The following is a 19,170-nucleotide window of genomic DNA, read 5'->3' as shown; positions in this document are numbered from 1 at the left end:
GCGGCGCGCGCGGCTACGGCTGGCGGTCGGCGCCGCGGCGGACCCGCTCGCCGTCCTCCTCGTCGTCCGACCCCGTCTGGAGCTCCTCGAGGAGGTTGCGCAGCTCGGACCGGACGAAGTCGCGGGTCGCGACCTCGGACATGGCGATGCGCAGGGACGCCATCTCCCGGGCGAGGAACTCGGTGTCGGCGAGGTTCCGCTCGGCGCGCTGCCGGTCCTGCTCGGCCGAGACGCGGTCGCGGTCCGCCTGCCGGTTCTGCGCCAGCAGGATCAGCGGTGCCGCGTACGACGCCTGCAGCGACAGCATGAGCGTCAGGGCCGTGAACCCCACGTCGGCGCGGTCGAACCGCAGGTCGGCCGGCCCCCACGTGTTCCACACGAGCCACACGACGCAGAACGCCGTGAGCCAGAAGATGAACCGGGGCGTGCCGAGGAACCGGGCGATCGACTCCGAGAGGCGGCCCGAGGCGTCGGCCTCGAACTGCACGCGGGGCAGCAGGGAGCGGCCGCGCACACGCGGCTGGTCGAGGCGGTCAGCCACGGCCGGCCCCCTGACCGGGCGCCCGGACCGTGGGGGTGGGGCGCGTCGGCGGGCCGGCGTGCACGTCGTCGGTCTCGCGCCAGTCGTCCGGCAGCAGGTGGTCGAGCACGTCGTCGACCGAGACGGCGCCGAGCAGGCGGCGCTGCTCGTCGACCACCGGCAGCGCCAGCAGGTTGTACGTCGCGAGCTGGCGCGTCACCGTCAGGAGCGGCGCGTCGACGGCGACGGGCTCGAGGTCCGTGTCGACGATCTGCCCGATGGCCTCGTGCGGGGGCTCGCGCAGCATGCGCTGCAGGTGCACGACGCCGATGTACCGGCCCGTCGGGGTCTCCAGCGGCGGCCGGGCGACGAACACCAGCGACGCCAGCGCCGGGTTGAGGTCCTGCCGGCGCACGTGCGCGAGCGCCGCGGCGATCGACGTCTCGGGCCCCAGGATCACCGGCTCCGTCGTCATGAGCCCTCCGGCGGTGTTGTCCGCGTAGGCCAGGAGCCGGCGCACGTCCTTCGCCTCGTCGGGCTCCATGAGCGCGAGCAGCTCGGTCACCTGGTCGTGGGGGAGCTCGGCCAGCAGGTCGGCGGCGTCGTCGGGCTGCATCGCCTCGAGCACGTCGGCCGCGCGGGCTCGCCCGAGGGCGCCGAGGATCGCGACCTGGTCGTCCTCCGGGAGCTCCTCGAGCACGTCGGCCAGGCGCTCGTCATCGAGGGCGGACGCGACCTCGAGGCGTCGGGTGACGCCCATGTCGTGCAGCACGTCCGCGAGGTCGGCCGGCTTCAGGTCCTCGTACTGCGCCAGCAGCAGCCGGGCGCCCTGCGCCGCCGAGGGCCGCCCCAGCCCGACGACGTCCTCCACCGCCACCAGCAGCGTCTCGCCGCGGCGGCGCAGGAGCCCTCCGCGCTGGTCGGTGCGGCGCACGAACACCTTGGTGGCCAACCAGTCGCCGTTGCGCTGCAGCTCGATCGCGACGTCCTCGACGCGTGCGCTGCCCGAGCCGTCCGCCAGCTCCACGGTGCGGTCCAGCAGCTCGCCGACGACGACCGTCTCGGACATCCGCTGCTCGAAGCGGCGCATGTTGACCAGGCCGGTCGAGATCACCTGACCGGCGTCGATCGACGTCACCCGGGTCAGCGGCAGGAACACGCGCCGCCGCCCCGGCACCTCGACGACCAGGCCCACGGCGCGCGGCGCGCCCTTGAGGCGGACGAGGACGACGACGTCGCGCACCTTGCCGACCTCGTCGCCGATCGGGTCGAAGACGGAGGTGCCGGCGAGGCGCGCGACGAACACCCGGGTCCCGACGCTGCTCACGCGGTCAGCCTAGACGCCGCGACCACGGGAGGCCGGGCACGCGCCGCGCTCCGGGGGCGATGTCCAGGTGCGTGGGGGAGGATCAGGTCATGTCGTTCACGCAGTCCGAGCGGATCCCGACGACCCCGACGCTGCCGACCGGCGAGACCGTCGCCACGTACGGCACGTACCTCCAGGCGCAGAAGGCCGTCGAGCTCCTCGCGGAGAAGCAGTTCCCCGTGCGCGCGGTCACGATCGTCGGGACGGACCTGCGCATGGTCGAGCGCGTCATCCGTCGGCTGTCCTACCCGAGCGCCGCGCTGGGAGGGTTCCTGTCCGGCGCGTGGTTCGGGCTCTTCGTGGGCCTCCTCCTCACGCTCTTCTCTCCGGGGGGCAGCGCCGGCGTGATGCTGCCCGCCATCCTGTTCGGCGGCGCGTTCGGTCTGCTGTTCTCGGTGATCGGGTACTCGTTCACCCGGGGGCGGCGCGACTTCGCGTCCTCGAGCCAGATCGTCGCGACGTCGTACGCCGTGCTGTGCCAGGCGGAGCACGCGCACAAGGCGCGCAACCTGCTCGCCGACACCGGTGGCGTGGTGTCCGGCTGGCCGCAGCCCGTCAGCCCGCCGGCGCCGCCCGTCGGGGCGCCGCCGTCCGACCCGACCGTGGGCTACCCGCCGCCGACGGGGACGGGCTACCCGCCGCCCGCCGGCACGCCGCAGCCCCCGCCGGGACCGCCCGGGCCGCCGAGCGCGTAGCGGCCGAGCGCCACCCGCCGGGCGCCCCGGCGCCGCCGGGCGCTCAGGCCTGCTGCAGCGACGCCATCCACGCCTCGACGGCGTCGGGGTCCCGGGGGAGCGCGGCCGAGAGGTTCTCGTTGCCGTCGGCCGTCACGAGCACGTCGTCCTCGATGCGCACGCCGATGCCGCGGTACTCCGCCGGCACCAGCAGGTCGTCGGACTTGAAGTACAGCCCGGGCTCGATCGTGAAGACCATGCCCGGCTGCAGGACGCCGTCGAGGTACAGCTCGGCCCGCGCCTGCGCGCAGTCGTGCACGTCCAGCCCCAGGTGGTGCGACGTGCCGTGCACCATCCAGCGACGGTGGTGCTGGTTGTCCGGGTCGAGGGACTCCTCGGCGGAGACCGGCAGCAGGCCCCACTCCTCGAGGCGCGCGGCCAGGACGCGCATCGCGGCGTCGTGCACGTCGCGGAACCTCGCGCCGGGGACGGCCGCCTCGAAGCCCGCGTCGGCCGCGTCCAGCACCGCCTGGTAGACGCGGCGCTGCACGTCGGTGAACGTGCCGTCGACCGGCAGCGTGCGTGTCACGTCGGCGGTGTACAGGGAGTCGACCTCGACCCCGGCGTCGACCAGGACGAGCTCGCCCGGGCGCACCTGCCCGTCGTTGTCCGTCCAGTGCAGCGTCGTCGCGTGCTCACCGCTCGCCGCGATCGTCGTGTAGCCGACGTCGTTGCCCTCCTCGCGCGCGTGCCCGAGGAACGTCCCCTCGATGACGCGTTCGCCGCGCCGGTGGGTCACGGCGCGCGGCAGGGCCCGGACGACCTTCTCGAAGCCCTCGATCGTGGCGTCCACCGCGAGCCGCATCTGCTCGACCTCGTACGCGTCCTTCAGCAGCCGCAGCTCCGAGAGCGCCTCGGCGAGGCGGGCGTCGGCCTCGCCGGACTCCTCCTCGGCGCGGACCTGCGCGACGACCTCCTCGACGGACTCGTCCGCGCCCGGCACCACCAGCACGCGGACGCCACCCTCGCCGACGTCCTTGGCGACGGCGTCGGCCAGGTCCGCGACGTGCGCGGTCGCGATGCCCGTGGTCGTCGCGATCTCGTCGAGCGTCGGCCGCGCGCCCACCCAGAACTCGCCGTACCGGGCGTCCGAGAAGAACTCCGGGGTGTCCCGGCCGGCGAGCGGGTTCATGTACAGCACCGCCCGGTGCGCGCTGCCGTCGTCGCCCGTGCCGTCCTCGACGGGGTGCAGCACGAGCACCGCGTCGGGCTCCTGCTCGCCCCCGAGGCCGGTGAGGTGCGCGAACGCCGCGTGCGGGCGGAACCGGAAGTCCGTGTCGTTCGAGCGCACCTTGTACGAGCCGGCGGGCACGACGAGCCGCACGCCGGGGAACTGCGCCGACAGGGCGCTGCGGCGCGCGGCCGTGTGGTCCGCGACGGGCGCCCGCGTCGCGCTCGACGGCGGGCGCTCACCCCACCCGGACGTCACGAACTCGACGAAGCGTCGCGACTGCGGGCGGTGGGACCGGTTGGTCCCGCGCTCCTCGAGCGGCTGCTCGTGGTCCGCCGGGGTCACGGTCTCGGAGGTGAGGTTCTCGGGGCGCGCGTCGGTGCTCACGGCTCCAGTCTCGCACCGAACGCACCCGGCGCGGCGGGGGTCACGCCCGTGAGCGACTAGCGTGGACGGGTGCGCATCGACCTCCACACGCACTCCCGCGCGTCGGACGGCACGCAGACCCCCGCCGAGCTGGTCCTCGCCGCGCGCGACGCCGGCCTCGACGTCGTGGCCCTCACCGACCACGACACCACGGCCGGCTGGGACGAGGCCGCAGCCGCGGCCCGCGACGCCGGCATCGCGCTCGTGCGCGGCACGGAGGTCTCGGCCCGCTCCCGCGGCATCAGCGTGCACCTGCTGTGCTACCTGCAGGACCCGGACCACCCGGCGCTCGCCGACGAGCTCGCGCGGGCCCGCGAGTCGCGCGTGCACCGTGCCCGGCACATCGTCGAGCGCCTCGCGCGCGACGTGCCGGTCACCTGGCAGGACGTGCTCGACCAGGCGGGCGGCGCGCTCGCCATCGGTCGGCCCCACATCGCCGACGCGCTCGTCGCCCTCGGGGTGGTGCGCGACCGTGACGCCGCGTTCGCGCACCTGCTGGCGTCCGACAGCGAGTACCACGTCGACCACTACGCGCCGGACGCCGTGGCCGCGGTGGCCGCGATCCGGGCGTCCGGTGGCGTGCCGGTGTTCGCCCACCCGGCGGCCGACGCGCGCGGCCGGACGGTGCCCGACCGGGTGTTCGACGAGCTCGCGGAGGCGGGCCTCGCCGGTCTCGAGGTGCACCACCGGGACCACTCGCCGGCCCAGCGGGAGCGGCTGCTGGCGATCGCGGAGCGCCTGGGACTGCTGGTCACGGGCTCGAGCGACTACCACGGGTCCGGGAAGGTCAACCGGCTGGGGGAGAATCTGACCGAGCCCCGGGTGCTGGACGAGATCGTCCGGCAGGGCACGACGGAGGTGGTGACGGCGTGAGCAGCGTGCTCGACGTCCAGCTGTTCATGTCGGTGTTCGTGACGCTCTTCGTCATCATGGACCCGCCCGGGACGGTCCCGCTGTTCCTCGCCCTGACCGGGTCGATGACGCGCCACCAGCGGGTGCGCGCCGCGCGCCAGGCGATCCTGGTGGCCTTCGGCGTGATCGTGGGCTTCGCGCTGTTCGGCCAGTCGCTGCTGAACTACCTGCACGTGTCCGTCGAGGCGCTGCAGGGCGCCGGGGGCCTGCTGCTGCTGCTCGTCGCGATGGAGCTGCTGACCGGCAAGATGGACACGAACGAGGGCTACGAGGGCACCCAGGGCAACGTCGCGCTCGTGCCGCTGGGCACCCCGCTGCTCGCCGGGCCCGGGGCGATCGTCGCGACGATGGTCTACGTCCAGCAGTCCACCGAGCCGTCCGACTGGGTCGCGCTCGGGCTCGGCATCGTCCTGGTGCACGTGTGCCTGTGGCTGTCCATGCGCTTCGCCGGGTCGATCCACCGCGTCCTGAAGGACTCGGGGACGATGCTCGTCAGCCGCATCGCCGGTCTGCTGCTCGCGGCCATCGCCGTGCAGCTGCTCGCCGACGCCGTCGTGACGTTCGCCCGCGAGATCTGACCCCCGCCGTCGGGCGGTACGCCGATCGCCCCCTCACCGGGTGGTGAGAGGGCGATCGGGTCGCTCGTGGTCCGGGGACTCAGGCGTCGCTGGGAGCCGGCGTGCCGGCGTCCGCGCCCGGTGCGCCGCCGCGTGAGCGGCGACGGCGACGGCGGCGGGGCGCACCCGCCGACTCGCCGCCCTCCGCGGGGCCGTCGGCGCCGGCAGGGCCGGACGTCGCGGGCACGGCCTGCGGCTGCGCCGCGGGCTGCTGCCGGGTGCCCTCCTCGGTGCGCGACGGCTCGTCGCCCGACCGGCCGCGTCCGCCGCGGCGACGGCCGCGGCCCTCGCCGCCGGCCTGCTCGTCCGACCCGCCGTCGCGACGGCCGCCGTCCCGCGCCGGTCCGCGCGCGCCCTCGCGGCCGCCCGCCGGCCGGTCGTCGGACCGTGCCGGACGCGTGCCGCCCCCGCGCTTGCCCGTCTCGCCCAGGTCCTCGAGGACCTCGGCGCCCAGGCCCGCGCGGGTCTGCTGCGACTTCGGCAGCCGGCCCGTGACGCCCCGCGGGATGTCGAGGTCGGTGTAGGCGTGCTCCGACGAGGAGTACGTCTCGACGGGCTGCGGGATGCCCAGGCCGAGCGCCTTGTCGATGAGGCCCCAGCGCGGCAGGTCGTCCCAGTCGACGAACGTCACGGCCGTGCCCTTGTTGCCCGCGCGGCCGGTGCGGCCCGTGCGGTGCAGGTACGTCTTCTCGTCCTCGGGGCACTGGTAGTTGATGACGTGCGTGACGTCCTCGACGTCGATGCCGCGCGCGGCCACGTCGGTGGCGACGAGCACGTCGACCTTGCCGTGGCGGAACGCGCGCAGCGCCTGCTCGCGCGCCCCCTGGCCGAGGTCGCCGTGGATCGCGCCGGCGGCGAACCCGCGGTCGACGAGCTCGTCGGCGACCTTCGCGGCGGTGCGCTTGGTCCGCGCGAACACGATCGTCAGACCGCGGCCGTTGGCCTGCAGGATCCGCGCCAGCAGCTCGACCTTGTCGAGCGCGTGCGCGCGGTACGCGACCTGCTTGATGTTCTTGACGGTCTGGCCCTCGTCGTCCGGCGCCGAGGCGCGGATGTGCGTGGGCTGCGACATGTAGCGACGGGCCATCGCGACGACCGCACCCGGCATGGTCGCCGAGAACAGCATCGTGTGGCGGTTGCCCGGCGTCGCCGCGAGCAGCTTCTCGACGTCGGGCAGGAAGCCCAGGTCGAGCATCTCGTCGGCCTCGTCGAGGACGACCTCGGTCGCGTGCGCCAGGCGCAGGTGCCGCTGGTTGAGCAGGTCGATCATGCGCCCGGGCGTGCCGACCACGACGTCGGCACCACGCTTGAGCGCCTCGACCTGCGGCTCGTACGCGCGCCCGCCGTACACCTGGACGATCCGCACCTTGCGGCCGGTCGAGGCCATCGCGAGGTCGCCCGCGACCTGCACGGCGAGCTCACGGGTCGGCACCACGACGAGCGCCTGCGGCTCGCCCGGTGCGGCCAGGCGGTCGTAGCCGTCCTCGTCCGGCGCGATGACGCGGTGCAGCAGGGGGACGCCGAAGCCGAGGGTCTTGCCGGTGCCCGTCTTGGCCTGGCCGATGATGTCGTGGCCCGACAGCGCGACCGGCAGGGTCATCGCCTGGATGGGGAACGGCTGCGTGATCCCGGCGGCGGCGAGCGCGGCCACGATCTCGGGGCGGACGTCGAAGTCGGCGAACGACGCGTCGACGGCCTGCACGGAGGCGGCGCGGCGCGAGCCCGTGGGCGACTCCGTCGGCACGGCGTCGGCAGCGGTGCGGAGCTCGGCCTCGGGTGCTGCGGTGGTGTCGGGGACAGGGGTGTCGACGGCGGCGTCGGTGCGCTGCTCGGTGTCGACGGTCTGGTCGGTGGTCACGTGCGGCTCTTCACTGCCAGGGTGGCGGCTCACGGTGCGGGCCGGGGGCCGGCGGCGCGTCGCGCGCGCTCGTCCGCCCCGGGCGACAGCGGGCTGCGCCACGCGGGTTGGCCGGCAGCCGATCGTAGAAGTCGCCCCGAGCGGCGCACCCTGCCGGCGTGTCCGCGGGCGTGGAGCCCGGCGGACGGCGGGCCGGTGCGCGTCGCACGGGGAGGGTCGCGGCATGTGCCGGACCGGGAAACCGAGACGAACGGGCAACCGATGTACGGGTTGTACACGGGCAGTCTATCGGACGCCCGTCCCGGTACCCGGCCCGGGCGGTGACGGCGCGTCCGGCGGCGATACGATCCCCGGATGACGACCAGCGCCGGCAACGCCCGCCCCCTGCGCTCCGAGTCCACCGGGAGCGACGACCGGTCGGCGAACCGGACCGGCAAGGACGCCGCAGCCGTGCGGTCGGCCGAGGCCGCCGACGCCGTCGAGGTGCTGGCCCTCGTCGCGAGTCTCGAGCACCAGGCCTTCGCCCGGCTCGCCGGCGACAGCCGCCAGGCGCCCGGCCTGGAGCAGTCCCTCGCCCTGAGCCGCCTCGCCGCCCGCTGCACCGAGCGCCGCGACCGGGTGCTGGCCCGCATCGAGGAGCTCGGCGGCGACGCGGTCGCCGCGCTGGGCCGGTTCGACGGGCTGCTCGACGACTTCGACGCCCGCACCCCGCCGAGCACGTGGGCCGAGCGGCTGCTCAAGGCGTACGTCGGCTACGGCGTCGCCGACGACTTCTGCCGGCTCGTCGCGCGCGGGCTCGACGCGCAGTCCGCGGGTCTCGTCGAGGAGGTCCTCGACGACGCCTCGCACACCGAGCTGGCCGTGCGCGAGCTGGACGAGGCGTGCGCGGGCGACCAGGTGCTCTCCTCACGGCTCGCGCTGTGGGGGCGGCGGCTCGTCGGTGAGGCCCTCGGTGTGGTGCAGCGCGTCGCACAGCGCCCGGAGGTGGCGCGCGTGCTCGACCGCGCGGGGGTGGCCGGAGCGGTGGTCGACGCCGACGGGAAGGGCGAGGCGGTCCAGACGCCTGCCACGGTGTTCAACGAGCTGACGGCGGAGCACACGCGTCGCATGTCGCGGCTGCACCTGACCGCCTGACGGTCCGACGGCCGCCACGGCCCGACGCGCCCGGCGGCTGCCGCGCGCGTCGGGACGTCGCTCAGATCGAGCCGAAGCCCACGCGGCCCTTGGTCTCGGCCCCGATCTCGACGAAGCCGAGGACGGCGGTGGGCACGATGACGCGACGTCCGCGGACGTCCGTCAGCTCGAGCGTCGCGGCCGTGCCGTCGAGCGCCGCCTGCACCACCGCGGCGATCTCGTCCGCCGACTGGTCGGACTCGATCGTCAGCTCGCGGGTCAGGTTCTGCACGCCGATCGTGATCTCCACGGACACTCCTCATCGCCGCTGTGCCCGGCGCGGGCGCCGGGCTGGTCGTCCACGATCCTAGGCGTCCCCGTACGGGTAGTCCGGACGCACGAGCCCGGCGAGGCCGTGCCACTGCAGGTCGGAGACGAGGTCGACGACCCGCTGGGTGCTCTGCCCGGCACCGTGGCGCAGCCAGTACGTCGCGGCGCCCTGGGCCGCCGCGACGAGCGCCGCCGCCAGCACGTCGGCCTCGGCGCGGCCGCGGCCGGTGACCCCGGCGAGCACGTCGGCGATCCGGCGGGTCGCCTCCGCGGACGCGTGCTCCACGCGCCCGCGGACCTGGGCGTCGTGCGTGACGTCGGACTCGAAGAGCAGGGTCGAGGACTCGCCGGCCACCTGGACGAACGCCAGGTACGCCTCGACCACCGCGCCGACGACCGCCCGTCCCTCGCCCCGCCCGACCGGCCCGGCCTCGATCGGCGCGACCGCGCGCTCGACGGTCGCGAGCAGCGCCGCCCCCTGCTCGTCGACGAGCGCGAGGTACAGGTCGAGCTTCGACGGGAAGTGCCGGTAGAGCACGGGCTTGGAGACCGCGGCCCGGTCGGCGATGTCGTCCATCGAGACGTGGTGGAAGCCGTCGGTCGAGAACAGCTCGAGTGCCGTCGCGAGGAGCTGGGAGCGGCGCTCGGCGCGGGCCATCCGCGGCCCGCGGGACCGGGACGCGGGCGCACGCTGGGCGTCGGTCATCCGCCGATCGTAGCCACGGTGTGTTGCGGGCAGGGGTCGCGTCCGTGGTGCGGTGACGGCGGTGCGGACGTCGCGGCGGGAGGGCGGGGATGTCGGCGGGGCGTGATGTGATCGGCGCCGTGACGACGGCACCGACGACCCGGCTCGTGGCGGCACCTCTGGTCGAGCGCGCGGCGCTCGGCGACGAGGCGCGCCCCACGCTGGACGCGCGGCAGCGCGAGGTCGTCGAGCGTGTCGTGGCCGGGGTCGACGGCGCGCTGCTCGTCACCGGCGCGCCGGGGACCGGGCGGACGACGGTGGCGCTCGAGTCCGCCGCCGCGGCCGTCGAGGCAGGGCTCGCACCGGACGACGTCCTGGTGCTCGCCGCGAGCCGCCGCGCGGCGGCCGAGCTGCGCGACCGGCTCGCGGTGCGGCTCGGCCGCACCGCCGGTCGGCCGCTCGTGCAGACGCCCGCCGCCGTGGCGTTCGCGGTGCTGCGGGCGCGGGCCGGTGCCCTCGGAGAGCCGCCGCCCGTGCTGGTCTCCGGGCCGGAGCAGGACCTGGCGCTGGCCGAGCTGCTCGCCGGGCACGCCTCCGGGGAGGTGCCCGGCCCGCGGTGGCCGGCGGGCGTCCCGCAGGCGGCGCTGGCGACCCGCGCGTTCCGCGACGAGCTGCGCGACCTGCTGATGCGGGCGGCCGAGCGCGGCCTGGCGCCGACGGACCTGGCGGCGCTCGGGCGCCGGGAGCAGCGGCCCGCCTGGGTCGCCGCGGCCCGCGTGTACGAGGAGTACCTCGACGTCATGGCGCTCGCGACCGCGACGCCGGACGCCGGCGAGCGGCTCGACCCGGCGGTCGTCGTCGACGCGGCCGTCGCGGCGCTGCGCGGCTGGGACGACGACGTCCCCGGTGTCCCGTGCCCGCGTCGCCGGCTGGTGGTCGTCGACGACCACCAGGAGAGCACCGCCGCGACGGCCCGGCTGCTGCGCGCCTTCGCGGACCGCGGCGCGCGGCTGCTGCTGCTCGGGGACCCCGACGTCGCGGTGCAGACGTTCCGCGGCGCGCAGCCGTCGCTCGTCGCGCGGGCGGCGGCCGCCGGTGCGGGTGAGCTCGCGGCGGAGCACGTCGTCCTGCGCACGGTGTGGCGCCAGAGCGCGCCGCTGCGCGAGGTGACGGCACGGATCACCGAGCGCGTCGCGGCGTCCGGGACGGTGGCGCACCGGCGCGCGGACGTCCCGGACGACCGCGCGGCCGGCCCGGCGCCGCGCGTGGCCGTGCTGCCCAGCGCCGCGCAGGAGGCCGCGTGGGTCGCGCACCGGCTGCGCCGCGCGCACCTGACGGGCGGCGTCCCGTGGGACGAGATGGCCGTGGTCGCACGCGCCGGCAGCCGCGTCACGGCCGTCCGGCGCGCGCTGGCCCAGGCCGGCGTGCCCGTGCGCGTCGTCGGGAGCGACGTCCCCCTGCGCGAGGAGCCGGCGGTCCGGCCGCTCCTGGACGCGGTGCGCGTCGCGCTGCAGCCGCAGGACCTCGACGCGGAGGTCGCCGCACGGCTCGCGTGCTCGCCCCTCGGCGGGCTCGACGCGGTCGGCCTGCGCCGGGTGCGGCGCGCGCTGCGCGCGGAGGAGCTCGCCGGCGGCGGCGGACGGTCCAGCGACGTCCTGCTGGTCGAGGCGCTGGCCGCTCCGGGCCGAGCCGCGACGCTCGAGCCGCACGTCGGCCGGCCCGTGCAGCGGCTGGCGCAGGTGCTGCAGGCCGGGCGCGACGCGGCCGCCGCGCCCGCCGCCGACGTGCAGGCGGTGCTGTGGGCGGTGTGGGACCGGGCCGGTCTGGCCGACCCGTGGCGCCGGGCGGCGCTCGCGGGCGGGTCCGGTGGCGAGCGGGCCGACCGCGACCTCGACGCCGTCCTCGCGCTCTTCCGCGCGGCGGAGACGTTCGTCGAGCGCATGCCGCAGGCCACGCCGCTGGCCTTCGTCGACTGGGTGCTCGCGCAGGACCTGCCGGCCGACTCCCTGGCCCCGGCGTCGCGTGCCGCGGGCGTCAGCGTGCTGACACCCGCCGGCGCCGCGGGCGGGTCGTGGGAGGTCGTGGCCGTCGTCGGCGTGCAGGAGGGCGTCTGGCCCGACCTGCGGCTGCGCGACTCGATGCTGGGCGCCCAGGCGCTGGTCGACCTGCTGGCCGGGCGCGAGGCCACCACCGGGCCGGGGGAGGAGCACGCCCGCGCGGCGCGCGCCGCGGTGCTCGCCGACGAGCTGCGCGCCTTCGCGCTGGCCTGCTCGCGCGCCCGGACCCACCTGCTGGTGACCGCGGTGGACGACCAGGACGCGACGCCCTCCCCGTTCGTCGACCTCGTCCAGCCGGGGTCGGACGACGACGGTCCGGACCCTCGACGCACGAGCGCGCCCGCGCCCCTGGACCTGCGGGGCCTCGTCGCGCGGCTGCGGGCGACGCTCGAGCGCACCGCCGCGCTGGGGGAGCCGGACGAGGCGGCGGCCCGCACGCTCGCGCGGCTCGCGGCGCACGGCGTCCCCGGCGCCGACCCGGCGTCGTGGTTCGGGCTCGCGGAGCCGTCGAGCGACGCACCGCTGTGGGAGCCCGACGCCCGGGTCCCCGTCTCGCCGTCGCGGCTCGAGACGGCGCAGCGGTGCACGCTGCGGTGGGCGCTCGAGGCGGCCGGCGGGACGCCCGCGTCGTCGGCGCAGCAGTCCCTCGGCACGCTCGTGCACGCGATCGCGCAGGAGCACCCGACGGCCGACCTGCCGACGCTGCGTGCGGAGCTCGACCGCCGGTGGCACGAGCTCGCGCTGGGGGACGGCTGGCCGGCGGTGGCTGCGCGGCGCAGGGCCGACGCGATGATCGAGCGGCTGGCGTCCTACCTGCGCGCGGCGGGCGAGCCCGTCCTGGTGGAGGCCCCGTTCACGCTCGAGACCGACCGCGCCGTCGTCCGCGGCTCGGTCGACCGGGTCGAGCGCGCGGTCACCGAGGGCGACGGTGGCGGCGGCGCGGTCGAGGTCGTCGACCTCAAGACCGGGTCGCGCGTCCCGACCCTCGCGCAGGCCGGCGAGCACGCACAGCTCGGGGCGTACCAGCTCGCGGTGGACGCGGGTGCCGTCCCCGGCCTCGAGCCGGGGACGCGCAGCGTCGCGGCCAGGCTCGTGCACCTCGCGCAGGGGTCCGGCGGCCCCACGCAGCGGCGGCAGGAGGGCCTGGGTCCCGAGGACGACGGGCCGAGCTGGGCCCGCGTGCTCGTCGACGACGTCGCCGGGCGCATGGCCGCGTCGAGCTTCGAGGCACGCGCCAACGACCTGTGCGACCGCTGCCCCGTCCGGCGCTCGTGCCCGCTGCGGGGCGAGGGTGGGCAGGTGGTCGCATGAGCGCCCTCACCACGTCGCAGGCCCAGGGCCTCTCGGCGGTGCGCATCGCGCGGCTCGTCGGGCAGCACCCGCCGACCGAGGAGCAGCGTGCCGTCATCGAGGCGCCGCTGCGCCCGTCGCTCGTCGTGGCGGGCGCGGGCTCCGGCAAGACCGAGACGATGGCGGCGCGGGTGGTCTGGCTGGTCGCCAACGGCCTGGTGGCGCCGGAGCAGGTGCTGGGCCTGACGTTCACGCGCAAGGCGGCCGGCGAGCTCTCGGAGCGCGTGCGGCGCCGGCTGCGGGCCCTGGTGCGGTCGGCGGCTGCCGAGGGCGTCCCGCTGCCCACGGGCGCGGACGTCGTCGACGAGCTCGCCCGGCCCCACGTCTCCACCTACCACGCCTACGCGGCCTCCCTGGTGACCGACCACGCGCTGCGCCTCGGCGTCGAGCCGGGGGCCAGGCTCCTCGGGGAGGCCGCCCAGTGGCAGCTCGCGTCGCAGGTCGTCGAGTCCTGGGCGGGCGACCTCGACACGTCGGCGGCGACGTCGACGGTCGTGGACGCCGTGCTCGCGCTGTCCGGCGCGCTCGACGAGCACCTTCTCGACCCCGCCGCCGCACGCCGTGGCATCGAGGCCCTCGTGGCGGACCTCGAGGCCACGCCCGCAGGCACCCAGCCGCGCGTGCCGTACGCGAAGGTCCGCGACCTCGTCGCCTCGCTCGGTGAGCGCGCCCGGGTGCTCGACCTCGTCGCGGACTACCGCGCGCGCAAGCGGGCCGCCGACAGCCTGGACTTCGGCGACCAGGTGGCGCTCGCCGCCCGCCTCGCCCGCGACGTCCCCGAGGTCGGTGCCGCCGAGCGCGACCGGTTCCGGGTCGTCCTGCTCGACGAGTACCAGGACACCTCGTACGCGCAGCTCGTGCTCCTGCAGGCGCTGTTCTCGGGCGGGCACCCGGTGACGGCGGTCGGGGACCCGCACCAGTCGATCTACGGCTGGCGCGGCGCCAGCCCGGGCGGGCTCGCCCGGTTCCCGGCGGCCTTCCCGGTCGTCGAGGCGGGCCGGGGCGCCGACGGCGGCCCCGGCGGCGACCCTGACGGCGGCCCCGACGGCGGCCCCGGCGGGTCGGGCTCTGCGGGCCCCACGGCCGAGGGCGTGCGCGCGCGGCGGCGGCCTGCGGACGTCGTCCAGCTCTCGACGTCGTGGCGCAACGACGTCGCGGTGCTGGACGCCGCCAACCAGGTCGCCGCGCCCCTGCGCACCGGTGCCGCCCGGGTCGACGTGCCCCGGCTGGCACCGCGACCCGGCGCCGGCCCGGGTGCCGTCCAGGGGGTCGTCGCGAGCACCGTCGAGGACGAGGCGGAGGCCGTCGCCGCGTGGGTGGCCGCCCGGTGGCGGCCCGCGGCGCACCCGGCGGGACGCCGGACCGCCGCCGTGCTGTGCCGCAAGCGCTCGCAGTTCGAGCCCGTGCGGCGGGCGCTGCGCGCCGCGGGCCTCCCGGTCGAGGTGGTGGGGCTGGGCGGGCTGCTCGCCACGCCCGAGGTGGTCGACCTCGTCGCCGTGCTGCAGGCGGCCCACGACCCGACGCGTGGGGACGCGGTCGTGCGGCTGCTGACCGGCGCCCGTACCCGGCTGGGCGCCGCGGACCTGCATGCGCTGGGCGACTGGGCGCGTCAGGGCGCGCGGCCGGCGGGACGCGCGCCGGGCGGGCAGGGGGTCGAGGCCGACGTCGTCGACGAGCGCAGCCTCGTCGACGCGCTCGACGACCCGCCGCCCCCGGGCTGGCGCAGCCCTGCCGGCCGTGCGCTGACCGCCGAGGGGCGCCGTCGGCTGGCGGAGCTGGCGGGGGTGCTGCGCGCCGTCCGCGCCCAGCAGGGCCTGTCGCTGCCGGAGCTCGTCGGCGAGGCGGAGCGGCTGTTCGGCCTCGACATCGAGGTGCAGGCGCGTGCCGACACCGCACCCGGGCGCGCGCGGGCGCACCTCGACGCCTTCGCGGACGTCGCCGCCGAGTTCGCGCGCGGGGCCGACCGCCCGACGCTGGGCGCGTTCCTCGCCTGGCTCGAGGCGGCGGACGCCCGTGAGGACGGCCTCGAGCTGCCCGTGACCGAGCCGGACCCCGACGCGGTCCAGGTGATGACGGTGCACGCCGCCAAGGGCCTCGAGTGGGACGCGGTCGCGGTCGCCGGGCTCGTCGACGGAGGGCTCCCCGCGACCGCGATGCTCGGCAAGGACGGCCCCAAGGACTCGGCGTGGCTGACCGGGCTGGGCGTGCTGCCGTACCCGCTGCGGGGCGACGCGGACGACCTGCCGCGCCTGGACTGCGCGGGCGCCGAGTCTCCGAAGGAGCTCGCCGACCGTCTCGACCGGTTCCGCCTGGACGCCGGCGACCACGAGGTCGCCGAGGAGCGCCGCCTGGCGTACGTCGCGGTGACCCGCGCACGGGAGGACCTGCTGCTGTCCGCGGCCTACTGGGGGGAGCCGAAGGCGCCTCGCCGGTTGTCCCCGTTCCTCACCGAGCTCGTCGACGCGGGGCTCGTCGACGTCGTCGCCCGGGCCGACGAGCCGGAGACCGGCACCCAGAACCCGCGCGGCGCCCTCACCCCGGCGGCCGTCTGGCCCGTCGACCCGTTCACCGTCGACGGGGCGGCGCCGCGGCGCGCCGCCGTGGCCGCGTCGGCCGCGGCCGTCCGTGCCGCCGCGGCGGCGATGCGCGCCGAGGTCCCGGCGTCCCTCACCGGCGCCCCGGCGTCCCGATCCGACGTGCCCGTCCCTCGCGGCGGCACGGACGTCCGGCTCGGCGGCGACCCGCTCGGCCACGACGTGCCCGACGGCACGCGGACCGACGGCGGCGGGGCCGACGGCGCCCGGCCGTCGCGCGCCGCCGACGACTGGGACGCGCTCGCGGACCGGCTGCTCGCGGAGCAGGCCGCGCGCCGACGGGGTGACGCCCGCGTCGCGCTGCCGGCGCACCTGTCGGCGTCGTCGCTCGTGCGCCTCGACGCCCAGCCCGACCAGTTCGCCCTCGGCCTGCGTCGACCGGTGCCGCGCGAGCCGTCCCCGCAGGCGCGCCGCGGCACGGCGTTCCACGCCTGGGTGGAGGCCTGGTACGGCCAGGCGACGCTCGTCGACGTGGACGACCTGCCGGGGGCCGACGACGACGTGCTCCCCGACGACCCGGACCAGGCGGCGCTGCGGGCGGCCTTCCTGCGCACACCCTGGGCCCACCGCTCGCCGGTGGCCGTCGAGGTCGACGTCGAGACGACCATCGGCGGGTACGTGCTGCGCTCGCGCATCGACGCCGTCTTCCCCGACCCCGACCGTCCGGGTGTGCCGGGAGCGGTGGTCGTGGTCGACTGGAAGACCGGTGCGCCGCCCCGCGACACGGCCGAGCAGGGCTCACGTGAGCTGCAGCTGGCCGTCTACCGCATCGCCTGGGCGCGGCTGAGCGGCACGGACCCCGAGCTGGTCCGGGCGGCGTTCTGCTACGTCGGCGCGGGTGTCACGGTGGTGCCGGACCGGCTGCCCGGCCCCGACGAGGTCGCGCACCTGCTCGCCACCGCCGCTCCCGCGAGCGGTCGGCCGGACGGGGACCGTGCCCGCTGAGGGACGTCGACCGGCCGGGCCGGAGAGATCCGGCGGGGCGTCAGAAGGCCGCGGCGGCCTCGTCGACGCGGGTGTGCTCCTCCAGGTCGTGCAGCATCTGCACGGCGTCGTCCACGACGTCCTGACGGTGGGCACGCACGCCGTGCAGCAGCCAGCGGGCCAGCGCCAGCTCACCGGCGAGCAGCGCGCGGTCGGCCAGGTGCGGGTCCGTCAGCTCGGTGCGGCGCAGCAGGTACGCCTCGAGGATCGAGTCCACCGCGTCCTGCGGTGCGGCGACGAGCAGCCACGACAGGTCGTCGGCGGGGTCCGCGACCATCGCCGACCCCCAGTCGAGCACGCCGGTGACGGCGCCGTCGGACACCAGCACGTGCGTGCTCGACAGGTCGCCGTGCACCACCGTCGGCCGGAACCGCCACATCGCGACGTCCTCGAGCAGCTCCTCCCAGCGCCGCAGCAGCGACGCGGGCACGAGGCCGGTGCGCGCCGCCTCGTCGACCTCGGCCTGGCGGCGCTCGCGGTAGCCGGCGGCGTCGTAGACCGGCAGCCCGGCGTTCTCCACGACGGACGTCGGCAGCTCGTGGACGGCGGCGAGCGCGCGGCCCACCGCGGCGGCCAGGCCGGGCCCGGGGCGCAGGGTCTCGAGCCGCAGCGGCCGGCCGGGGACCTCCCGGTGGACGCTCGCCCGCCCGCCCTCGGGCAGGTGCGCGAACCCGACCGGGCGCGGCACCGCGAACGGCAGCCGGTCGTCGTCGACGAACGGCCCCAGCGCCTCCAGGAGCGCGACCTCGGCCTCCAGCGCCGCGCCGGCGGCCGGGTGCTGGGGCGCCCGGACGACCCAGCGCTGGCGGACCGAGTCGACGACGACGGCGACGTCGACGTCGGCGCCCGGGTGCACGGGGCGCCGCACGTCGTACGCGTCGAGCCCCGGGACGGCGACGGTCGCGAGGGCGGCGAGTGCGAGCGGCGAACGGGTCACGACCGCCAGGGTAGGTCGTGCGGGGCCGTCCTCCGGGCCGGACGCACGGCGTGTTGGCGTCCGGTTCGTCCACGGACGTCCCGGGACGTCAGGGGACGTCCCCCGGCGCGGCCCTGCGGCCTGCGGTCGCGGGCGCCCGTCGGCGCGGCCGGCTCCGCGTAACGTGACGCACGTGACCCGTCCCGCCCTGACCGACCTGCCGCTCGCGCGGGCGTCCGTGGCGCGCGCCGCCGAGCTGCGCGACGGCCCGCGGGTGCTGACCGACGCGCTGGCCGACCGTCGCACCCGCGTCCTGGCGGTCCGCGACGGCGGCCTGCTCCTCGACGGCGACGGCGCGGTGCGCTGGCTGGACCCCGCCGGTGCGCGTGCGCTGCTGGCGGCGGGCGCGGCGGTCGGCGAGGCCGGCGCCGCGACGGACGTGCGATCGGCGGGCGCGCCGGGCGACGTCCCGACGGGCGACGCCGAACCCCACGACGTCTGGCTCCTGCTGGGCGCGGAGGACGACGGCGCACGGGTGCTGGCCGTGCGGCTGCCCGACGAGCACCCGCTGCCCGTGCGCGGCGAGCCGGCCGACGTGCTGGTCCACCTCCCGGACGGCCCGGTGACGCGCGGTGGCTGGCATTCCCTGCGCGCCGTCGGTGCGGGCCTCGACGCGCACGACGCGGGACTCGCCACCGCGGCGGTGGCGCTCGACGCCTGGCACGACCGTCACCCGCGCTGCCCGCGCTGCGGCGCGCCGACGCGCGTCGCGCAGGCCGGGTGGTCACGCGTGTGCGAGGCCGACGGGTCCGAGCACTACCCCCGCACGGACCCGGCGGTGATCATGGCGGTCGTCGACGACGACGACCGTCTGCTGCTGGGTCACGCCGCGGCGTGGCCGGCCGGCCGGTGGTCGACGCTGGCGGGCTTCGTCGAGGCCGGCGAGTCGGCCGAGCAGGCCGTGCGGCGCGAGGTCGCGGAGGAGACGGGCGTCGAGGTCGGCGACGTGGAGTACGCGGGGAGCCAGCCGTGGCCGTTCCCGGGGTCGCTGATGCTGGGCTTCCGGGCGCGCGCGACGAGCACGCGCGTGCAGGTCGACGGCGTGGAGATGGCCGAGGCGCGCTGGTTCACGCGCGAAGGGCTCGTCGCCGCCGTCGCGTCGGGCGAGGTGCTGCTGCCCGGCGGTGCGTCGATCGCGCGGGCGCTCGTCGAGCAGTGGTTCGGGCGCCCGATCGCGGACTGACCGGCCGCCGGGCGTCAGACGCCGAGGCGCTCGCGCACCTGGGCGAGGGACGGGTTGGTGGCGGCGGAGCCGTCGGGGAACACGACGGTGGGCACGGTCTGGTTGCCGCCGTTGAGGTCCTCGACGAGCTGCGCGGCCTCGGGCTGCTGCTCGATGTCGACGACGTCGTAGGCGATGCCCGCGGAGTCGAGCTGCTTGCGCAGGCGGTGGCAGTAGCCGCACCACGTCGTGGAGTACATCGTCACGGTGCCCGGTGCCGGGGTGGGGGTCGTCATGGCTCCTCGCCGGTGCTCG

At 77.0% G+C, this 19,170-nt stretch carries 15 protein-coding genes; 7 read left to right on the top strand and 8 right to left on the bottom strand.

Going from position 1 to position 19,170, the window contains the following annotated elements; translation table 11 throughout:
• Positions 1 to 13 precede the first annotated feature (13 nt).
• Together NP075_RS12975 and NP075_RS12970 are read right to left on the bottom strand one after the other, a co-directional pair.
• Entirely contained in the window at positions 14 to 541 is a 528-nt protein-coding gene (locus NP075_RS12975) for a DUF1003 domain-containing protein (RefSeq protein ID WP_227565589.1), read from the bottom strand.
• Positions 534 to 1,847, bottom strand: coding sequence for a magnesium transporter MgtE N-terminal domain-containing protein (locus tag NP075_RS12970; protein WP_227565588.1), 1,314 nt, complete (start codon positions 1,845 to 1,847; stop codon positions 534 to 536). The genes NP075_RS12975 and NP075_RS12970 overlap by 8 nt, the downstream gene beginning before the upstream one ends.
• A gap of 89 nt (positions 1,848 to 1,936) precedes the next feature.
• Here NP075_RS12970 and NP075_RS12965 point away from each other — a divergent pair, with 89 nt between their 5' ends.
• The gene (locus NP075_RS12965) at positions 1,937 to 2,581 is read left to right on the top strand and encodes a YflT domain-containing protein (protein ID WP_227565587.1); all 645 of its coding nucleotides are present in this window, start codon (positions 1,937 to 1,939) and stop codon (positions 2,579 to 2,581) included.
• A gap of 43 nt (positions 2,582 to 2,624) precedes the next feature.
• Here the strand turns inward: NP075_RS12965 and NP075_RS12960 are convergent, their stop codons facing one another.
• Complete coding sequence (locus NP075_RS12960) at positions 2,625 to 4,178, bottom strand: aminopeptidase P N-terminal domain-containing protein (RefSeq protein ID WP_227565586.1); 1,554 nt, start codon at positions 4,176 to 4,178, stop codon at positions 2,625 to 2,627.
• A gap of 69 nt (positions 4,179 to 4,247) precedes the next feature.
• On the opposite strand from NP075_RS12960, the gene NP075_RS12955 reads away from it, so the two are divergent.
• Both NP075_RS12955 and NP075_RS12950 read left to right on the top strand, forming a co-directional pair.
• Positions 4,248 to 5,090 (top strand): PHP domain-containing protein, encoded by an 843-nt coding sequence (locus NP075_RS12955; RefSeq protein ID WP_227565585.1) that lies wholly within the window; start codon positions 4,248 to 4,250, stop codon positions 5,088 to 5,090.
• Positions 5,087 to 5,707 (top strand): MarC family protein, encoded by a 621-nt coding sequence (locus NP075_RS12950; protein ID WP_227565584.1) that lies wholly within the window; start codon positions 5,087 to 5,089, stop codon positions 5,705 to 5,707. Before NP075_RS12955 ends, NP075_RS12950 begins: the two co-directional genes overlap by 4 nt.
• 79 nt (positions 5,708 to 5,786) lie before the next feature.
• Here NP075_RS12950 and NP075_RS12945 read toward each other — a convergent pair whose 3' ends face one another.
• Positions 5,787 to 7,604, bottom strand: coding sequence for a DEAD/DEAH box helicase (locus tag NP075_RS12945; RefSeq protein WP_372456737.1), 1,818 nt, complete (start codon positions 7,602 to 7,604; stop codon positions 5,787 to 5,789).
• A gap of 354 nt (positions 7,605 to 7,958) precedes the next feature.
• Here NP075_RS12945 and NP075_RS12940 point away from each other — a divergent pair, with 354 nt between their 5' ends.
• Entirely contained in the window at positions 7,959 to 8,738 is a 780-nt protein-coding gene (locus NP075_RS12940; protein WP_227565583.1) for a ferritin-like fold-containing protein, read from the top strand.
• 61 nt (positions 8,739 to 8,799) lie between these two features.
• Here the strand turns inward: NP075_RS12940 and NP075_RS12935 are convergent, their stop codons facing one another.
• The gene (locus NP075_RS12935) at positions 8,800 to 9,027 is read right to left on the bottom strand and encodes a DUF3107 domain-containing protein (protein ID WP_227565582.1); all 228 of its coding nucleotides are present in this window, start codon (positions 9,025 to 9,027) and stop codon (positions 8,800 to 8,802) included.
• 57 nt (positions 9,028 to 9,084) lie between these two features.
• Positions 9,085 to 9,753, bottom strand: a complete 669-nt coding sequence (locus tag NP075_RS12930; RefSeq protein ID WP_227565581.1) for a TetR/AcrR family transcriptional regulator — start codon at positions 9,751 to 9,753, stop codon at positions 9,085 to 9,087.
• A gap of 119 nt (positions 9,754 to 9,872) precedes the next feature.
• Between NP075_RS12930 and NP075_RS12925 the strand changes: the two genes are divergently transcribed.
• Both NP075_RS12925 and NP075_RS12920 read left to right on the top strand, forming a co-directional pair.
• Complete coding sequence (locus tag NP075_RS12925) at positions 9,873 to 13,100, top strand: ATP-dependent helicase (RefSeq protein WP_227565580.1); 3,228 nt, start codon at positions 9,873 to 9,875, stop codon at positions 13,098 to 13,100.
• A complete protein-coding gene (locus NP075_RS12920) occupies positions 13,097 to 16,678 on the top strand; it encodes an ATP-dependent helicase (protein ID WP_227565579.1) in 3,582 nt (1,193 codons plus the stop codon). Before NP075_RS12925 ends, NP075_RS12920 begins: the two co-directional genes overlap by 4 nt.
• Before the next feature lie 40 nt (positions 16,679 to 16,718).
• Here the strand turns inward: NP075_RS12920 and NP075_RS12915 are convergent, their stop codons facing one another.
• On the bottom strand, positions 16,719 to 17,654 hold the full coding sequence (locus NP075_RS12915; RefSeq protein ID WP_227565578.1) for a phosphotransferase: 936 nt from the start codon (positions 17,652 to 17,654) through the stop codon (positions 16,719 to 16,721).
• Positions 17,655 to 17,826: 172 nt separating this feature from the next.
• On the opposite strand from NP075_RS12915, the gene nudC reads away from it, so the two are divergent.
• Positions 17,827 to 18,876, top strand: a complete 1,050-nt coding sequence (gene nudC / locus NP075_RS12910) for an NAD(+) diphosphatase (RefSeq protein ID WP_372456736.1) — start codon at positions 17,827 to 17,829, stop codon at positions 18,874 to 18,876.
• 14 nt (positions 18,877 to 18,890) lie between these two features.
• Here the strand turns inward: nudC and NP075_RS12905 are convergent, their stop codons facing one another.
• Positions 18,891 to 19,151, bottom strand: a complete 261-nt coding sequence (locus tag NP075_RS12905; protein WP_227565576.1) for a mycoredoxin — start codon at positions 19,149 to 19,151, stop codon at positions 18,891 to 18,893.
• Positions 19,152 to 19,170: the final 19 nt, after the last annotated feature.

Origin of the sequence: Cellulomonas wangsupingiae (genome assembly GCF_024508275.1) — a bacterium.
Taxonomy (GTDB): domain Bacteria; phylum Actinomycetota; class Actinomycetes; order Actinomycetales; family Cellulomonadaceae; genus Cellulomonas; species Cellulomonas wangsupingiae.
Note: the sequence above shows the minus strand (reverse complement) of the source record. Positions and strands in the feature narration are given on the sequence as shown.